Source organism: Sphaerochaeta sp. UBA5836, from assembly GCF_002432845.1.
In the GTDB taxonomy this organism is placed as follows: Bacteria; Spirochaetota; Spirochaetia; order Sphaerochaetales; family Sphaerochaetaceae; genus Sphaerochaeta.
In genome coordinates, this window is the sequence record NZ_DJGW01000069.1 from 4,981 (window position 1) to 23,710 (window position 18,730).

Annotated in this window: 17 protein-coding genes; 7 read left to right on the plus strand and 10 right to left on the minus strand. The window is 50.3% G+C overall.

Annotation, left to right across the window (positions count from 1 at the left end; genetic code table 11):
* The 3 genes from cas3 to B3F49_RS05500 all read right to left on the minus strand — a co-directional run.
* On the minus strand, positions 1-2,794 hold a 2,794-nt coding region (cas3, locus tag B3F49_RS05490), incomplete at its 3' end, for a CRISPR-associated helicase Cas3' (protein WP_293909548.1).
* A gap of 332 nt (positions 2,795-3,126) precedes the next feature.
* Positions 3,127-3,726 carry a LysE family translocator gene (locus B3F49_RS05495; RefSeq protein WP_293909550.1) on the minus strand — a complete coding sequence of 200 codons (600 nt, stop codon included), beginning with the start codon at positions 3,724-3,726 and terminating at the stop codon, positions 3,127-3,129.
* A gap of 98 nt (positions 3,727-3,824) precedes the next feature.
* Positions 3,825-5,105: a hypothetical protein gene (locus tag B3F49_RS05500; protein ID WP_293909552.1), complete on the minus strand. Its 1,281-nt coding sequence runs from the start codon at positions 5,103-5,105 to the stop codon at positions 3,825-3,827.
* Between the two features lie 471 nt (positions 5,106-5,576).
* On the opposite strand from B3F49_RS05500, the gene B3F49_RS05505 reads away from it, so the two are divergent.
* The 3 genes from B3F49_RS05505 to B3F49_RS05515 are packed head-to-tail and all read left to right on the plus strand — an operon-like array spanning position 5,577 to position 8,947.
* Positions 5,577-7,661, plus strand: a complete 2,085-nt coding sequence (locus B3F49_RS05505; RefSeq protein ID WP_293909555.1) for an FAD-dependent oxidoreductase — start codon at positions 5,577-5,579, stop codon at positions 7,659-7,661.
* 6 nt (positions 7,662-7,667) lie between these two features.
* Positions 7,668-8,654: a polyprenyl synthetase family protein gene (locus B3F49_RS05510; RefSeq protein WP_293909558.1), complete on the plus strand. Its 987-nt coding sequence runs from the start codon at positions 7,668-7,670 to the stop codon at positions 8,652-8,654.
* An 8-nt stretch (positions 8,655-8,662) separates the two neighbouring features.
* Positions 8,663-8,947, plus strand: coding sequence for a hypothetical protein (locus tag B3F49_RS05515; protein WP_293890517.1), 285 nt, complete (start codon positions 8,663-8,665; stop codon positions 8,945-8,947).
* A gap of 24 nt (positions 8,948-8,971) precedes the next feature.
* On the opposite strand, the gene B3F49_RS05520 is transcribed toward B3F49_RS05515, so the two are convergent.
* Together B3F49_RS05520 and B3F49_RS05525 are read right to left on the minus strand one after the other, a co-directional pair.
* Positions 8,972-10,195, minus strand: coding sequence for a DUF438 domain-containing protein (locus B3F49_RS05520; RefSeq protein WP_293909561.1), 1,224 nt, complete (start codon positions 10,193-10,195; stop codon positions 8,972-8,974).
* A gap of 99 nt (positions 10,196-10,294) precedes the next feature.
* Positions 10,295-10,738, minus strand: coding sequence for a CBS domain-containing protein (locus tag B3F49_RS05525; RefSeq protein ID WP_293890513.1), 444 nt, complete (start codon positions 10,736-10,738; stop codon positions 10,295-10,297).
* Positions 10,739-10,955: 217 nt separating this feature from the next.
* Here B3F49_RS05525 and B3F49_RS05530 point away from each other — a divergent pair, with 217 nt between their 5' ends.
* Both B3F49_RS05530 and B3F49_RS05535 read left to right on the plus strand, forming a co-directional pair.
* A complete protein-coding gene (locus tag B3F49_RS05530; RefSeq protein WP_293909564.1) occupies positions 10,956-11,441 on the plus strand; it encodes a permease in 486 nt (161 codons plus the stop codon).
* Complete coding sequence (locus B3F49_RS05535; RefSeq protein WP_293909567.1) at positions 11,438-11,971, plus strand: permease; 534 nt, start codon at positions 11,438-11,440, stop codon at positions 11,969-11,971. The genes B3F49_RS05530 and B3F49_RS05535 overlap by 4 nt, the downstream gene beginning before the upstream one ends.
* On the opposite strand, the gene B3F49_RS05540 is transcribed toward B3F49_RS05535, so the two are convergent.
* Complete coding sequence (locus B3F49_RS05540; protein ID WP_293909570.1) at positions 11,968-12,687, minus strand: Crp/Fnr family transcriptional regulator; 720 nt, start codon at positions 12,685-12,687, stop codon at positions 11,968-11,970. The two genes, B3F49_RS05535 and B3F49_RS05540, sit on opposite strands and share 4 nt — an antisense overlap.
* A 114-nt stretch (positions 12,688-12,801) precedes the next feature.
* Between B3F49_RS05540 and pflB the strand changes: the two genes are divergently transcribed.
* A complete protein-coding gene (gene pflB, locus B3F49_RS05545; protein WP_293909573.1) occupies positions 12,802-15,012 on the plus strand; it encodes a formate C-acetyltransferase in 2,211 nt (736 codons plus the stop codon).
* Between the two features lie 12 nt (positions 15,013-15,024).
* Positions 15,025-15,789, plus strand: a complete 765-nt coding sequence (pflA, locus tag B3F49_RS05550) for a pyruvate formate-lyase-activating protein (RefSeq protein ID WP_293909576.1) — start codon at positions 15,025-15,027, stop codon at positions 15,787-15,789.
* 65 nt (positions 15,790-15,854) lie between these two features.
* Here the strand turns inward: pflA and B3F49_RS05555 are convergent, their stop codons facing one another.
* From B3F49_RS05555 to mgrA, 4 genes are read right to left on the minus strand one after another with little or no spacing between them, the layout of a single operon-like run.
* The gene (locus B3F49_RS05555; RefSeq protein ID WP_293909579.1) at positions 15,855-16,409 is read right to left on the minus strand and encodes a lipocalin family protein; all 555 of its coding nucleotides are present in this window, start codon (positions 16,407-16,409) and stop codon (positions 15,855-15,857) included.
* 1 nt (position 16,410) lies between these two features.
* Complete coding sequence (locus B3F49_RS05560; RefSeq protein ID WP_293909582.1) at positions 16,411-16,884, minus strand: MarR family winged helix-turn-helix transcriptional regulator; 474 nt, start codon at positions 16,882-16,884, stop codon at positions 16,411-16,413.
* The gene (locus B3F49_RS05565; protein WP_293909584.1) at positions 16,884-17,360 is read right to left on the minus strand and encodes a glutathione peroxidase; all 477 of its coding nucleotides are present in this window, start codon (positions 17,358-17,360) and stop codon (positions 16,884-16,886) included. The genes B3F49_RS05560 and B3F49_RS05565 overlap by 1 nt, the downstream gene beginning before the upstream one ends.
* A gap of 57 nt (positions 17,361-17,417) precedes the next feature.
* On the minus strand, positions 17,418-18,443 hold the full coding sequence (gene mgrA, locus B3F49_RS05570) for an L-glyceraldehyde 3-phosphate reductase (protein WP_293909586.1): 1,026 nt from the start codon (positions 18,441-18,443) through the stop codon (positions 17,418-17,420).
* Positions 18,444-18,730 lie beyond the last annotated feature (287 nt).

Sequence of the window (18,730 nt, forward strand, 5' to 3'; positions counted from 1 at the left end):
TTTCCATCGGCAATACAATGCCTCCCCGTCCACTGTCAAACAAACCCTTCTCAGTCTCGCGGATCAATATTCTGATTCCGGCATCATATTCCATCGTGACCTTCCGGTATCTTACTTCACTCATCTGCCATGGAAATTGCTTGTCTTCCGCCAACGGGATGAGCCTGCTATGCTCACAAATACATAATCGGTAGACAACTGCATCATCTGCAAGTCGAGTAGGAGCCGAATAATCCGGCCAAGGATTTGTATCGGATGGCTTAATGAATCCAGCAAAGAGAGGAAAAACGTTTGACTGAGCAACAGCTTGACTATGAATACCCGTTTTTTGTGCAAATCCCGAAGTTTCTTTCAAGGATTCAGGGAAGGCTTCCCCATTTTGCCCATACACATACTCAATCAGATAGCGTGATTTTTCAGGAACCACCAATGCCTTCTCTCGTGCCAATATTCTTGCAGTTTTCCAAAGAATTCCAGGATCATTGTAAACATATGCTCCTCCAGGGAAAAAGTCAGAATACCACCGAGATGTCGCATTCTCCACAGCTTTGGGCCCATAGATATGCAAGACAGGAACACCACGCTCATCTTCTTCACCACCTATCAGGTTCCCGCATCTGTCTCGAACATGCCGCTTCAGCCTTCCCGCCCGTTGCATGATAAGGTCGATTGGGCAGAGATCGGTTATCATTTCGTCAAAATCCAGATCAAGAGATTGTTCAACCACCTGGGTAGCGATTAGGATTTTGCCGGCTCTCTTGGCGCCATTCGAGTTTTTTCCAAATTCTTCCAAAACCTTATTTTCATGTAGCTGTCTATCTTGCATAGTATATCTCGAGTGAAACATACGTACATTTTCCGTCCCAATCGCATCGGCAAGCGTATCATAGGCAGTCTGTACATCATTCACGGTATTTCTAATCCAAACACCGCACTGTCCGGCCTTCGACACATTTTTCAGGAATGTGATCGGCTCTTCGATTGTCGGAGATTCAAAAAACGAAAGATTTACCGTCCTGATAGTACAGGACCTTGCTTCAACCGGTATGTAAATACTTTTCTTCTGATGATGGATGGACACCATCGGAAATGAATCATTCCTGTTGTTCTCATACGATTCAGAAGCATCATCAAGACCCAACCCCCTCTGATATGCAGCAGCCAGATCAGCTTTCATAGCCAGCGGTAGTGTAGCTGATAAGAGAATCACACTTCGATGTTGCATAGCCATAAATTCAAGGAGATTATGAAGAATCCTTTGCATATAAAGGTCATAGGCATGCACTTCATCAATGATGAGAATCTTTCGCGATAATCCATACATCCGAAGTGTGTTATGCTTTGAATAAAGGACCGATAAGAGAGCTTGGTCAATGCTTCCGACGCCTATTTGAGCCAGAAACACTTTACGAGAACGATCTGCCAGCCATTCGTTGCATGCTGCTTGACTACCTTGATACTCAATTTCTTGGGAATCCGTATGAAACGCAGAGGCATCTGTGGTAACCTCAGAAATAGTTCGTACATTAAAAACAATGGAATCCTGAAATTCCTTGTACAGAGCACTTCCCCCATGGGCGAGTATCAGGGAGGGTGTTGATCTGTCACTATAAAATTTTCTATATACTGGTTTTACACGGGAATACATCCCATTGGATGTAGCCATCGTAGGAAGAGCAAAGTAAAAGCCATCGACAGAACCAATGGACTGCAGCTTTGAAAAGAGAATAAGTGCTGCTTCGGTTTTTCCTGAGCCCGCCAAATCCTCTATTACGTAAAGCGCTGGTTCTTTCCCTATCTCTATATGGATCATCACATCTTGCAGTGGTGACGGATCATAGTTTGCTTCATGCAGATGAGGAAATAGTTCCTTCCAAGGATGATCAATTGACTTTTTGGGAACAGGAACAAGTCCTTGCTGTTCAATCGCAGATTTTGCTAATCCTAAAGCATTTCTAAAGTAACAGCCAATATCAATACTATCAATACTATTGGAGAATTGCCCATTCTTTGCTGTCCCCAGGTAAGGAAAATTCGAGGAGGCGGAAGCCGTCCAATCCGCAAGAATAATCAAGCCAGAAAGAATGAAAGAAAATGCAGCAACATCTTTACCGTGTCCATCCAACGTTTCCGGCCGTGCAAAAAGTTGCTGTACTCCATCAAACTGATTTAGTAAATCTGCTAAAAAGCTGGAGCAATCAAACAGCGCGTCATCATTGAATATTCGCTTGAAGGTTTTCTTTGAAATCATACCGGGTTCGCAAACAGGACCTCCGTGGTGCCCGAAGGATGCCGAGTAGAGTGGTTCCAATGCATTACTGAATTTGATTGCTTGTTCGTTCTCAATCCCAAACTGGGCGTAAAGCTGTGGCTCCAAGTGTTCGTTCCACAACAACCAAGCCAATGAAGTATGTGGATATCCAACAACCGAAGGGATGGATGCACCTTGTAGTAAATGAGCCAAATCAGGTACTTTGCATTGAAATTCACACGAGAATTTTCCCAAATCATGGATACAAGCCTGAAAGCCGATGAAATCAAGAAGAACCTTCTGTGAAATACCCAGTCTCTCACTCCATTCACACAGAAAATCAGGCAATGAATTCATCATTGACTGAGCTACGGCAGCCACATCCAGCATATGACAGACAAGTGGATGCCATTGCTTTGTAACTTGGTCTGCTTTCCCCCAATACCTTAGATACCTCTTCATTGTTTGGAACCACTCCGGTTTTGGTCCGGGTTTTAATGACCCCTCCAAATCCTTTCCGAAATTCAACGAAAGTATATGCATCAAATCAGAGTAGAATATTTCGTAGATACAACAACCACATGAAGCATACAACTATAAGTACAATAATCATAGCAAAATTGATGCTTCTACGCACCCAATTTGGAAAAAATCGATGTATTGATCGTCATCTACGAATTACCTATCACCGAAGTTTTCAAAATCGGATTGTTCCGTTTTGATGAACATTTCTCAGACCACTTCATCCAGTTCCATGCACCCAAGCTTCTGGCTATGCATTTGGATTGGCAAGGGATGATTCCCTTGAACAATAGCAACATCAGATTTCCGGCAATACATATCATCTTTCTCTTTACCGTCGCTTCAATCGCATGCTAGCTGAGGGTAAAGAGCATCCTAACCGCGGTAGAAACCAAGAGGAGCGAAAGCACTGCATTGACGGCCTTGCGTGCCCCCTCGGTTCTCAGCAGGCGGGAAAGAGCCATTCCAAAGAGGGCCCAGGTTGAGAGGGCCGAAAAACTCATCAGGGTAAAACAGAGTGCGCTTGCTACGAGATTGAACGGAGTGCGGGCCATGGTGCTGAGGAAGGTTGAATATACCGTCAAGCCAAGAATGATCACCTTGGGGTTGAGCAGCTGCAAGAGCAAGCCGTTGCGATACCCAAGCATCTTGTGGCTTGTCTGGGAGAATGAGTACGAGCTTGTGAATACATGGTAGGCCAAGTAGAAGATGTAGAGACTGCCGGCAACCGTAAGAAAGGACACCGCCTTCGGCATGAGGTGAGCAAGAGCCGCAGCAAGGGCGGCACTGAGCAGCATGATCGAGAAGAAACCCGTTGCAATGCCGAAGAAGTACGGCAACGACCTTCTATAGCCGTAATTGAGCCCCATGGCATGGCTGCTGATCGTATTCGGGCCTGGAGTGAACGTGGTGATGAAGGCGAAGGTGAAGGTGGCAAGAATGTCTATCTGCATACGACCGATTGTATCAGGAAAAACCATTTTTCGCCCAATGAAAATGAAAGACCCCGGAGAGATATCCCCGAGGTCCTGAAACAGTGCTTCTTCTACGGTCAGTACTTCTTCACACCATTGGCGAGAGCCTTCTCAACCAAGGCATAGAAGTCGTTTACGTGTATGCTGGCACCGGCGATGTCATCGGTATGTCCGGCCTCGTCCTTGTAGGTGATCTTCTTGGGATCCTGCGTTGCGAGGAGGTGGTTCTGAACCGCCACTGCCTGCTCATGCCACTCCTTGCCAATTGCGCTGGCCTTGATCATGCCGTAGCCGCCCTCAGCTGCAACTACCTGCTTGTCGCGGTTGTCCTTGTCCACTGCACTCCAGTAAACATTGACAAGGTTGCCGTTGCTCACCAGCAATGAGACGAATCCCTTCCAACCGGAAGAACCAAACGCTTCCTCGGTTGCATAGTAGCCGCCGTTGGCAAACGGACCGAGTCCGACAGGACCGTTGTCCAGGGCTTTCTTGACAAGATCGAAGAGGGAGTTCACATGCACCGAGACACCTGCGATGTCATCGGTATGCCCTTCACTATCCTTGTAGGTGATCGCATCCAGGTCCTGTGTCTTGATCAGGTACTCCTCGGCCTTCTGAGCTTGTACATACCACTCATCCTGAGCCTTGCCAAACTTCACCATGTTGTACTTTCCAGCCTTGTCGTAGGCCTTCTTGTCATCCCCGTAGCGGTTTACTGCACTCCAGTTGACAGCTGCAATGCGGCCGTTGAGAACGGTCAAGGAGACGTACTCCTTCCAACCCGAGGAGGGGTAGGCAGCATCGATTGCAAAGTATGCACCATCGGCATACGGGCCTCGGCCGACAGGACCGGCTGCGAGGGCTTTGGCTGCAAGGTCAAAGAAAGCGTTCACATGTATAGAGACACCTGCGATGTCATCAGTATGCCCTTCACTATCCTTGTAGCTGATCGCTGCAGGATCCTGGGTCTTGAGCAGGTATGCTTCCGCTCTCTCTGCCTGCTGGTACCACTCGGCCTGGGCATTGCCGAACTTGACCATGTTGTACTTTCCAGCCTTGTCGTAGGTCTTCTTGTCAGCACCACCGGCAATGTTTACTGCGTTCCAGTCTGCATTGACAATCTTCCCACCGGAGACGGTCAAGGTGACGGTTTCCTTCCAGCCTGAAGAGGCGAAGGCATCATCGGCGGCAAAATAGATGCCGTCGGCATACTTTGCAGCAACGGGAGCCGAAGCGGCCGGAGCAGCGGCGGCAGGGGCCGCTTCTGTGGTTTTCGCTTCAGACTTTGAGCAGCCGGTGAAGACGAACAGAGAGATTAAAACAACAGCTGCAAGTACAGCCAACACGTTCTTTCTCATGATCATTAACTCCTAGATAAATTCAACGTTTGTAGATATAATCATATACAGAACTGTTACAGTTTTGCAATATCGTCCTAAAATTATCAATATCCAGTAGCAATAACAAAATATTCTTGATAAGTGATTATACCGCAAAGAGTTCCATAGTGTAGTAATCCGATTGCTTTACTTAGATATAAAAATATCGATAGATAATTTTTTTCAATATTTCAGTAATAAATCGTTCCCTACAGAGATTTATTTGATTTTTCCACACAGACAGTATGGTGTTATTGTAAAAAATATGAAAAACTATATTCGATAAAAAATGACACAATTGCATAAATTCCTACTTCTGTGCTAGAGTGTTTTTCTGCCAACGCAGTAAGGTTCAGTGACTATACATCCGCAAAGAACCTTGTTGCATTGCTATACCAAGTTTACCATATAGCAAACCCTCTTCAACGTGGGTCAATCAAGGAAGGAACCATGGACAAGAAACAGATTGTGGTATTAGGCGGGGGATACGCCGGAGTACACGCTGCAAAAACTTTGCACAAAGCATTCAAGAAGCATCAAGACAAGGTCGAAATAACCTTGATTGATAAGAACCGCCACCACATTCTCATGACTGAGCTGCATGAAGTTGCCGGCAACCGTGTCGAAGAGGATTCTGTCAAGATTTCCTTCGACAGAATTTTCTCCGGCAAAATGGTCAATGTCGTACAGGATACCATTGTAGACATCGATTTCAAGAACCAACGCCTCAAGGGCGAGCGGGCCAGCTATGCATACGACCAGCTGATCATTGGAACAGGAGCCACAACGGCAGACTTCAACATCCCCGGTGTCAAGGAGCATGCCTTTTACCTGTGGAGCCTTGATGATGCACTTCGCATCCGTTGCCACATTGAGCAAATCGTCAAGGAGGCCAGTCGCGAAGCCGATGCCGGGAAGCGCAAGCAGATGCTTACCTTCGTCGTTGCCGGAGGTGGTTTCACCGGCATCGAGCTGGTGGGTGAATTGATTGAATGGCTGCCGATTCTTTGCGAGGAAAACGGTATCGACTTCAAGAAGGAAGGCAGGCTCATCAGTGTCGAGGCATTGGGAAGCATCCTGAACATGCTCCCGGAGAAGCCCAGGGCAAAGGCTGTCAAGTATTTGGAGAAGAAAGGCGTTGAGATCAAGCTCAACTCCCTGATCACCCAGGTCGATGCTGACGGATTCACCACCAAAAACGGCGAAGTGATCAAAACCAAGACCCTGGTCTGGACCTGCGGTGTCCGAGGCACGGAATTTTGCGAGAAGCTTCCGCTTACCGACGGCAAGATCGGCAGGAAACTCGTCAATGAGTACATGCAGAGCCCCGACTACCAAAACGTCTATCTTGTCGGAGACGGCATGTGGTTCCTGGAAAACAACCGGGCGGTTCCCCAGATAGTGGAAGCTGCCGAGCAAACCGCCAAAACAGCTGCCGACGGCGTCATCTATGCCATAAAAAGCGAACTCGGCTTGAAAGCCGAGCACCCCAAGCCGTTCAAGTCGAACTTCCACGGCTACATGGTCTCCATCGGCGGAAGATATGCAGTCAGTCATACTGCCGGCATGTCCCTCTCCGGCTTCTTCGCCATGGCCCTCAAGCATCTGGTAAACATCTATTACCAGAGCGGAGTGTGCGGAATAAACGGTGCATGGGCGTACATCAAACACGAAATATTGGAAATCAAGCACAACCGCTCCCTGATAGGCGGTCTGGCCGTTTACAAGGTTCCCTCCTACTGGACCACCTTCCTTCGAATGTTTCTGGGCGTGATGTGGTTCATTGAAGGCTTCGGAAAGATCAAGAATGGCTGGCTTACCGATACAACCGGCAGCAAGGTCTATTGGGGTGCTCCTGCAGAAGGGGCGGCCGATGCATGGGCTTCTGCCAGCCAGAGTGTTACTGAGACGGTCGCATCAGCCAGCCAGGCGGTTGCCGATAGTGTGGCTGCGGTCAGCCAGACTGTTGCCCCACAGGCTGTGGCTTCGGCCAGTCAGCCGGCGATTGAGGCGACATCCTCCGCTACGCAATGGGTTGTAGATACTGCTGCTTCTGCAAGCCAGACAGTGGTGGATACAGTGGCATCGGTCAGTCAATCGATAGCTGAGAGTGGTGTAGTAGAGCAGTTTGCACCTCCCCTGCTCTCCCAGCCTTTGGCAATCTTCACCTGGATCAATGAAACCTTCGTAGCGCAGGCTCCCTATCTGTTCCAGCTGATGATCGTACTGGCAGAAGTCGGCATCGGACTCGCACTCTTTGCCGGTCTTTTCACCTTCCCTGCCGCCATCGTATCGCTGGGACTCTCGATCATGTTCCTCATCGGAGCAATGGCTGGCAAGGAAATCCTTTGGTACATGGCAGTATCGATTGTCATGCTCGGAGGAGCCGGCAAGGCTTTCGGTTTGGATTACTGGGTGATGCCCTACCTGAAGAAATTGTGGAACAAGACACCGCTCGCCAAGAAAACCTACTTCTATCTCGATGAACCAAAGTTCACCAAGAGACAGATGGAACAAAAGTTGGGGAAAAAGTAGGAAGTCATGACCGATTTCTGGAATGACGAGCCCCACCTCAAGGAAAAGCTTGAAACCGTGAGCAGTACCATCGAGAATACGGTGGCCACTGCTCACGGCTTCATCCGCCCGATTTTGCTCGAACATGTACAATCGGTGGGAAAAATGCTTCGACCCACGCTTGTCTTGATCACCAGCACACTTGGCGAGCACTCCGTCACTGATGATGCCATCAGGGTCGCATCGGTCATTGAACTGATCCATCTGGCTTCCTTGGTTCATGATGACATTATCGACTCCGCCACCACGCGCAGGGGAAAATCCACCATTTATGCAAAACTTGGAGCCAAGCAGGCTGTTCTGGCCGGTGACTTTCTGTTGGCAAAAGCCCTGTTGTTGACCAGCGGAAAAGAGCGGGGAATGGATAGCAGAGTAGTCTCTGCCGCCCTGTCGCGGTTGTGTGAAAGTGAGCTTGAACAGGATGCCGGCCAAGGTGATTTCTTCATCCCACGACACGCATACCTGCGCCGCATAGCTGGAAAGACAGCCAGCCTGTTCGCCCTCAGTTGTTATGCAGGGGTCGCCTTGCAGGAAGCCGAGCCGCTGAAGCTGATGCTGTGTCATAGAATCGGATACTGCATGGGAATGGCCTTCCAGATTCAGGACGATATTCTCGATTATACGGGTAACTCTTCCAAGCTTGGCAAGAACACAGGCAACGACCTGAAGTGCGGCATCCCCACGCTACCGCTCATATATGCCTTGGAACAGGAACAGATGGATGGCACCACAGAATTACGGGATTTGTTGCAAAGCTCAAAGACTCCTTTGAAACAGAAAACCGTCGACCGGGCGCTGCATTTGGTAGCCTCACTGGATGGTGTACAAAAAGCCCAAATTCTTGCAGAATCATACAAGATGCGAGCGCTTTCCGATATGAAGCGTCTTGGGCATCCGCAGGTTGAGAGACAGCTTGGCAATCTCTTAGCCAAACTTTCGAAGCGCTCTGTATAGGGATTAGCATGAACACACTATTGAATGAACACGATTCGGACATTACAGGAGAGCAGCATGCTTTCCATGAGGCGTATGATACCACACTGCATTATCTAGAGACCAGGCAGAGAATCACTGCTCAGAACATAATCGACATCGAAGGGGAATTACACCACCTTACCATCTATGAAGGCCAGGATTGGGGTGGCAGGGGTGTGTTGAAAAATGCAGAAATCCAAGGGCAAATCCACGCCTACCTGGCATTCATCAACCAGCTTAAGAAAGAGCAAGGGCTGCAAGAAGAGCAATGAGCACTCCTATAGCCTTCTGCATGGTCAGCTGAGCAGGGTCTTCTGACCCTCCAGGCTCCTCAGAGCAGAGATTTCTTCCGTCACTTCCACCACCCCCAGATACTCCTGCTTCTCGTTGCGTACCGCAAAGTAGCGGATCAGGATGAACTGGGTGCCTTTCTGGATCCAGAAAGATTCACTGTCCTTCAGACCGGCCTTGAAATCCTCAACCAGCTTCTCTACAACAGCCAGGCTCTTGGGCGGGTGACAATGAGCAACCTCACGTCCAACGATGCTGCGGGTACGCGGGAACACCCGGTCCTTGCCTTCGCTGAAATACCGTACCTTGTCGTCGGCTCCCATGAATGTCACATCCCCGGGAAGAGTGTTGAGCATCCAAGTCAGCTCCTCGAGATTGAGATGGCCGCTGGGCAGTACAATCTCAGCGCTCATCTCCTGCTTCGGCGCAAAGTCCTGCTTGCCGCTCATGCTTGCATTCCATCGATACCAGGTCAGGGCGTCAGATGGACTCGCTCCCTCGATACCGCCGTTGAAACAGTATCCGATATCAGCACTGTCACGGGCTACGGTCAGCCAGGCATCGCCATCCATCACACCTGAGAGCATCGGCATAAGGATGTTGTTCTCCTTGTTGATCATGCTGCGTACCTGCTCGATCAACTTGTCCAAGGAAGCGGTCTCTACTGTACCTTCAGACTCCAAGCTTCGGATGCAAGCCTTCCAGAGATCGCGAATCTCATCATCCACTCCCCACATGACCTTCGGAGGAGCCGTGATGCCGGCCTTCTCCATATACGGGAAGAAGAGGTTTTCCTTTCGTGCATAGTGCTTGTCCAATTTGCTCAAGCTCTTCAACGAAGCAAGCAAATCCGCTTTGGCTGCCTCGTCCTGATGCTGCTTGTACGATTCTACACTCTTGCTGAACTGAGTATCGAGGAACTTGGTCAGGCCCTCATTCTCCTTGATGAAGACGAATGCCGGATGTCCGAAAGACTTGTCGGCTTGCTTGCCTTGATGAATTTCCTCAATACTGCCACCGAAAACCGAGGCATGCACATCACAAAGCTTTTGGACCTGTTCCACTTTGATGGCTCCGCTTTCCATGAGTTTTCGCTCGGCTGCAGCCAACTCTTCCGCACTCACCGTGCCAAATTCAGCTTCAAACTCTTTCTTCACTGCATCACTGGAGACTCCACTATGCAATTTTTCAATGATTTCTTTCAGCTTGGTAATCTTTTTTTCGTCCATTATTTCTCCTTCCCTTTGAATTCTTACTATTATAGTAAGATAAAAAGCGCCTCACCAAGGAAGCGCTTTCTCAAAAAAGAAACGTATTCTAAATTAAACCTAGTAAGCATTTGTGATGTAATGCTCAAGTTCGCCGATCTGGAAATCACGTTCCTCCAAGGCTGCCTTGACCACATCCCCGATGGATATCATACCGATGACTTTGTCATCCTCCACCACCGGGAGGTGGCGGAATCGTCCTGCAGTCATAAGCTGCAGACAGTCTTCGGCACTCTGATGCGGCTTGACATACGTTACTCCGGTGGTCATCACCTCACGCACCTTGATGGAGCCGGTATTGAGGTGTTCGAGTCTCTTGGAGAAATGCCGGATGATGTCACGTTCAGAAAGGATTCCCTTGATGTCACCCTGCTCGTTGAGTACCAACAATGCACCGATTTTATGCTCCGTCAATTTCAAGAGGGCATGTGAAAGTGCATCATCTGGTCCGATGCTGATTACCGTTTTCCCTTTTTGATCCAGAATCGATTGTACATTAGCCATACATTACCTCCGCTATGTCAATAGTCACACTCTGTCTACTGCAAGCGTACCCTACGCTTCTCAATTGCGCAAGATAATTGTGCTCGGTCGGATAGGAATTCCTACTAAAAAAGTAGTATAGCTATTTTTCTATCTATAAACAAAGATTTGTATCATGCTTGTTAGTTGCCAATGGCAAGCAAATCTGCTATATACATGCCTATAAGGAACACCATCGATGAACATCATTCTTTACGGTGTCACAGCTTTGCTGCTCATCCTCTCCTTCATCAAAGACAGGGGGAAAACCAAGAACGCACTCAAAAAAGCATGGAAGGCATTCGAAAACATTCTTCCTCAGTTTTTGGTGGTCATTGTATTGGTCAGCCTGATGCTCAGTCTGCTCGACCATCACATGATCCTCAAGCTCATAGGTTCTGAATCGGGATGGTTTGGCGTACTCCTTGCCGCCATCGTTGGGTCGGTAACCATGATTCCCGGGTTTGTGGCCTTCCCCACCGCAGCCATCCTGGTAAACGGAGGAGCAGGATATATGCAGATCGGGGCTTTCATCTCTACGCTGATGATGGTCGGCATCGTCACCCTCCCGGTGGAGATGCAATATTTTGGCAAAAAGCTTGCAATCTATCGCAATGCCCTTGCTTTCGTTTTCTCCTTCCTTGTGGCCTTTGTCATCGGGCAGGTCATGGAGGTCCTGGCATGAAACAGGTCTTGAAGCGATATCGCTCTTTCTTGGTTGTATCGGTTGTCCTGATTCTCCTCGGGCTCTTCAATCAGGAGCTTGGCAGGCAGGTGCTGAACACCACGGCATACCAACTCAAGGAAATGGTGTTGATCATCCCCCCCATTTTTGTCCTCTTGGGGCTTCTGGATGTCTGGGTACCCAAGCAGACCATGGTCAAATACATGGGGGAAGGCAGTGGTTTGAAAGGAATTCTGCTTGCCTTGCTCATAGGTTCGGCTGCAGCAGGCCCGCTCTATGGGGCCTTCCCCGTCGCTGCCGTATTCATGAAGAAAGGAGTGAAGTTCTCCAACATCCTGATTTTCATCGGAGCTTGGTCGACAACCAAGATTCCGATGATCCTGTTTGAATTCTCCGCTCTCGGTGTTCCCTTCGGCCTGACCCGGCTTCTGGTGGATATTCCAGGCATACTCATCATTGCCTATCTGCTGCAGGCCTTGGTGGGGAAACAGGAGATCGAGGCAGTCTATGAGAAAGCAGCCAAGGCTTAGTCCACTAGGACGGAGAGACCGGCCAAACGCTCCAAATCCAGGATGCGCACCACTTTTTGCCCGATGAGCTCGATCAAGCCCTCTTCCTCGAACTGTACCAGCTTGCGGCTGAGCGTCTCACGGGCAAGTCCCAGGTAATTCGCCAACCCTTCCCTGCTCAAGGGCAGGGTTATTTCCAGATGCGAACCATTGTATCGTCCGTAGGGTTCCTTGAACTCGAGCAGTAGACTGGCAATTCTCAAGTCTGCATTCCTTCCGCCCATGCTCTGCATCGCCGTCTCAAGCCTGCTCATCCGATTGGCCATTGCTCCAATGATCTGCAGGGCTACAGAGCTGTGCTTCTCAAGCAACAGGGCGAATTGGGCCTTGCTGAGTATGCAAACATCGGTCTCCTCCAGCGCTTCAACTGTGTAGGGAACTTTTTCCTCGGTGAAGAGAAACCGTGCGCCGTAGTAATCATTTGCAGGAAAGATGTAGAGAATCTGCTCGCGGCCGTCGGCATTGGTTCGGTATGCTTTTGCACTGCCCTGCCTGATGACGGTAAATCCGGTGGCCGTATCACCTTCCCTCACCAATATTTCCCCTTTTTGATAGTGTTTGTGCTCCATCTGCGCTGTAAGGGCGTGTACTGCGTCCGGCTCCAGGGAGGCAAAGAGGGGGACGCTTCGGATGCAATGGTCGTTGGTGCAATGCGGGCACTGGCTGGACACTTCCATGGTATCTCCTAGTAAAATACTCAATTTGTGATTTCAATCACAGTATAAACATAACGGGCATGGTATATCAAAGACAAGAAAAGTATACGGGAATTCTGTGAAAGAGGAAACATCATGAACGATAGAGAAGACCGCACGTACGAAATCAACACAAGAGCTTTCATTGTAGATCACTACACTCCCTACGATGGGGATGCTTCCTTTTTGCAGGGGCCTACCGAGCGCACCCTGCACCTGTGGGACAAACTCAAGGACCTGCTCACCGTCGAACGCCAGCGCGGCGGCATGTACGATATCGACGAAAAAACCATTTCCACCATCACCAGCCACAAGAATGGATACATCGACCAGGAACTTGAACAGATTGTAGGACTTCAGACGGACGAGCCGCTGAAGCGTGCCATCATGCCTTTTGGAGGCATCAGGCTGGTACATACCGAACTGCAGGCATACGGCAGAACCCTGGGCGAGGACATCGACAAGATCTTCACCTACCGAAAGACGCACAATGACGGTGTGTTTGATGTCTACACCGACGAGATGAAGAAAGTCCGCCACAGCGGGATCATCACCGGACTTCCCGATGCCTACGGCCGGGGAAGGATCATCGGCGACTACCGCCGGGTTCCCCTCTACGGTGTCAATTTTTTGATCGAACAGAAGAAACGTGCAAAGGACCACTATACCTTTGATGCAATGACCGAAGCGGTCATCCAGGGTCGTGAGGAACTCAGCGAGCAAATCCGCTCCCTCGCCGAGCTCAAGGAAATGGCCCTCTCCTACGGCTATGACATCTCCAACCCTGCCAAGAACACCAAAGAGGCCATTCAGTGGCTGTATTTCGCCTTCCTTGCAGCAACGAAGGAACAGAACGGTGCAGCCATGAGCCTGGGACGAGTCTCCACCTTCCTGGATATCTATGCTCAGCAGGACCTGAAAGCCGGAACCTTCAGCGAGGCGGAGATCCAAGAGCTGGTCGACCACTTCATCATGAAGCTCAGGATCATCCGCTTCCTCAGAACCCCCTCCTACGACCAGCTGTTCAGCGGAGATCCGACCTGGGTTACCGAATCAATCGGAGGCATGTGCCTCGATGGGAGGCACATGGTCACCAAAATGAGCTACCGGTTCCTTCACAGCTTGACCAATCTCGGACCGGCGCCCGAGCCGAATCTTACGGTACTGTGGAGCCAAAGTCTTCCCCAGGCCTTCAAGAACTACTGTGCAAAGCTCTCGATCGAAACCTCCTCTATTCAGTATGAGAACGACGATTTGATGAGAGTCGACTACGGTGACGATTACGGTATTGCCTGCTGTGTCTCTGCGATGCGGATCGGCAAGCAGATGCAGTTCTTCGGCGCACGCGTCAATCTGGCCAAGACCTTGCTCTATGCAATCAACGGCGGCCGCGATGAGAAGAGCGGGGAGCAGGTCGGTCCCAAGTTGGCTCCCATCACCGATGAATACCTGGACTATGCTACCGTGACCGATCGCTTTGAAGCGATGAGCAGCTGGCTTGCCAAGCTGTATATCGATACGCTGAACGTCATTCATTACATGCACGATAAATACAGCTATGAACGATTGGAAATGGCTTTGCACGACGAGCAGATAGTCAGGACCATGGCAGGCGGAATCGCCGGCCTGAGCGTTGTTGCAGACAGCTTGTCGGCCATCAAGTATGCAAAGGTCAAGCCGATCAGGGACGAGAGCGGCCTTGCCGTCGATTTTGAGATTGAAGGAAGCTATCCCTCCTATGGCAACGACGATGAGCGCGTCGATTCCATCGCCCGGGAGTTGGTGAAGTCGTTCATGCAGAAAATGAAGAAACATACCACCTATCGACAGAGCATTCCCACCCTTTCGGTGCTGACCATCACCAGCAATGTGGTCTACGGAAAGAAGACCGGTTCGACTCCTGACGGAAGAAAGGCGGGCGAGCCGTTCGCACCGGGAGCAAACCCCATGCACGGACGGGACCAGAAGGGATCGGTCGCCAGTATGAAAAGCGTGGCGAAATTGCCGTATGCCTATGCCCAGGATGGTATCAGCTATACCTTCTCCATCGTTCCTTCCACCCTTGGAAAGAACAAGGAGATGCAGGTGGCCAACCTGACAACCCTCATGGATGGCTACTTTGCCCAGAGCGGGCATCACATCAATGTGAACGTCATGGAGAAGAGCACACTGCTCGATGCCATGGATCACCCGGAAAAATATCCCCAGTTGACCATCAGGGTCAGCGGGTACGCGGTCAACTTCATCAAGCTTTCCCGCGAACAGCAACTTGACGTCATTCACCGCACCTTCCACGAATCCCTATAAGGAGGAGGAAGTATGTCAGTAATTGGATCTGTCCATTCGGTGGAGAGTCTGGGTACCTTGGACGGCCCGGGTCTGCGCTATGTGGTCTTTTTGCAAGGGTGCTCCCTCAGATGCCGCTATTGTCATAATCCCGATACGTGGAATTTGAAGGGAGGCAAGCCGACTGCCAGCGAGGATTTGGTCAAGGAGATTCTGGGATACCGGAATTTCATTGCCAAAGGCGGGGTTACCATCAGCGGAGGGGAGCCGCTGAAGCAACCGGAGTTCACCCTCGACCTGATCAATCGCCTCAAAAGGGAAGGCTTGCATACCGCCCTCGATACAGCAGGCAGCGTTCCGCTACAGCTGTCCAAGCCGGTCCTTGATGCCGCCGACCTGATTCTCTTGGATATCAAGAGCCTGGATGACCGGATGTGCTTCAGCCTTACCGGTATGGGCAACGCACTCACCCTGTCCACCCTGGCCTACTGCCAGAGCATCGGCAAGAAGGTATGGATACGGCATGTACTGGTGCCCGGATGGACCCTTGATGAACACTCGTTGCAGGCTTTGGCAAGTTTTTTAACGGCCTTCAGTTGCATTGAGCAAGTTGAGCTGTTGCCCTACCATCGGATGGGGCGGTACAAGTGGGAACAGCTGAAGCTGCATTACAGCTTCAAGGATGTACCAGAACCTGATGCCAAGCAACTGGCAATGGCTCGATCGGTGTTTGAAGAGCAGGGGCTGAAGGTCCTGATGACCTCTCTTGGTGAAGAGAAGGAAAGCAAAGTCGGTTGACCCAAGAAGGGCTTGCCATACCGGCAAGCCCTTGCTTGAAAAACGAAAACGAAAAAGAAGTGCGATCATCGCTCCTTCTGTGGTACCAAATACAGCTTCTCAAGGTCGTAGCCCTGCTCTTGGGCCACCTTCTTCATCGACTCAAGCAGCTCATCACTGACAGTGGGAGTTCGAGAAAGGAACCAGAGAAATTCCCGTGAGTCATTGCCGACCAAAGCCCATTGATAGTTCTGCTCATCCAAGCCGAAGACCAAGTAGTCGGAGGTGAACAGGCCGAAGAATTTCACCTTGAGTCGACCGGGTTCGCTCTCATCCGGTCTCCAGGCTACTGCCTTTACCGAAGTCAGCGTTCCGTCAAGATCCTTTTTCAGCCCGCTGTTCACCACCTGGATGCGCCCGTCGTCGCGAAGCGAATACTCGGCTTTCGCCCCAACCAGGTTTTTCTCGAAGCTGTGCTGGTATCGGGCCACTTCATACCAAGAACCAAGATACCGGTTCAAATCCAAGGAATCGACGGTCTCAAGCCGTTCTGATTCAGGAATTACCGTTGCACAACCGATAAGCGAAACCAACGCTGTCAAAATGACAGAAATCACAGCTGCCTTAGGTACCTTCTTCATATTATTTCCCTGCCTCTCGTTCTTTGCGTGTTCGCTTGAGCCGCTCAAGCGTCTGGTCGAGCATCTCCCTGAGTTCTGCATATTTTTTACCTTGCTCATCACGGTCGCTGCTGAGCAGGCATGTTGCGATGTGACCCGGGATGGAAACAGCTTTCTGTTCCAACTCCCACCCTGTTTTGGTCAGCAGCACCTCCACAGTCCGCTCATCGCTGGGAAGGCGGTGACGCTCGATCAGCTTTGCCGACTCAAGGCGCTTGAGCAGCGGGGACATGGTTCCGGTGTCCAGGCTCAGGGCAGTGCAGAGTTCCCCAACCGTTGCCTTTTCATGCTCCCACAGATAGAGAAGCGTGATGTATTGGGCATAAGTCAAACCAAGATGGTCAAGCAGCGGTCGGTAGGCAGCCATGAGCTCCCGTTCCAAGGCATAAAAACGAAAACACAGTTGATTGGAAAGCAGGAGTTGGTCATAGGCCATTACAGGACCTCCTCGAGGGTCGGAATCAGGGAGAGAGGAGAGTCGGATGGGGCATACCGATGAACCGTCAAACCATCCTTCTCAACCAGGAATTTGGTGAAATTCCACTTGATGGCGCTGCCCAGTTTTCCTGGGGCCTGCTGTTTCAGCCAGGTAAAAATAGGGTGCGCAGCCTTCCCATTGACATCGATTTTGCTCATCAACGGAAAGGTCACCCCATGGTTGACCCTGCAGAACTCGGCAATATCGGCATCGCTGCCGGGTTCCTGATGGGCGAATTGGTCACAGGGAAAGCCTAGTACTACAAGCCCTTTGTCCTTGTATTGCCGGTAGAGCTTTTCCAAATCATCATACTGGGACGTGAAACCGCATTTGCTCGCAGTGTTGACAATCAACAACGTTTTACCTTGCAAGGTTGCAAAGTCGAACTCGATCTGATTGTTCGCAACTGCCTTGAAATCATATATGGTTGCCATAGGCTTTCCTTTCTTTCAATTAAGTTGCGTACAATATAACAGAAGCAAATATTCTTGTCAATCCTTGCTCGACCGGGCCCAGAGATTGATGTTCCCATCCTTTGCAAAGACGTCAATCCTGGCAAGCTCCTCATCGCTGAACACAAGATTCTGCAACGCTCCTACGTTCTCGATGATCTGTTCGGCCGAACTTGCCCCGATGAGGACGCTGGTTATCTCCTTGCGCCTCAAACACCAAGCCAAGGCCATTTGTGCCAGGGATTGCCCGCGCTTTCGAGCAATTTCATTCAGAGAGCGAATGTTTGACAGGTTCTCTTCGGTAAGCATGCTTTGTGACAGTGGGCTGCCTTGCCGCGAAGCACGGCTTCCCTGGGGAATATCCTGCAGGTATCGGTCGGTCAGCATCCCCTGCGCCAAGGGCGAGAAGCAGATGGTTCCCACTCCCAGCTCTTGCAGCGTTGCAAGCAACTCTGCTTCCACCCAACGATTGAGCATGGAATAGGAGGGTTGGTGAATCAACAGGGGAACGCCCATCTGCTTGAGGATGGCATATGCTTCTCTTGTTTTTACAGCCGAGTAGGAGGAGATTCCTACATACAGGCATTTGCCGCGGTGGTAGGCGGTGGCCAGGGCTCCCATCGTCTCCTCAAGCGGGGTATCGGGATCGAATCGATGTGAATAGAAAATATCCACATACTCAAGTCCCATTCGCTTGAGGCTTGCATCGAGGCTCGAAAGCAGGTATTTGCGGCTTCCCCACTCCCCGTAGGGGCCGGGGCCCATCAGATATCCGGCTTTTGTGGAGATGACCAACTCATCCCGGTAGGAGGCAAAATCCTGCGCCAACAACTTGCCGAAGTTCAGCTCGGCCGATCCCGGAGGAGGACCATAGTTGTTCGCCAAGTCAAAATGGGTAATTCCCAAGTCGAATGCCGTATGCAACATTTTCCTTGCATTGACCAACGAGGTCTGGTCTCCGAAGTTTTGCCACAGTCCCAATGAGACAGCAGGAAGTTTTAATCCGCTCTTGCCACACCGATTATACAACATGGCATCGTAACGTTGAGGGTTTGGTTTATACATAAGCAACTCCTTGTACACCCTAGTGTACACGAAACATCGCCCCTGTTCTATTTCTTTTGACTTCCCTATCACCAATAGCTAGACTGACTGCATACGATAATAAATTTGGAGGTTGTATGAAACGAGTTCCCGTTCTTGTCGCCCTGAGCTATCTGGTCATGGTTGCCGTAAACGCCCTTGCCAACATTCTGCCGATCGGCGGCATGAATACAGGCGCCGTATCCGACTCCTACCCCAACCTATTCGCCCCAGCCGGCATCACCTTCTCGATTTGGGCTTTCATTTAC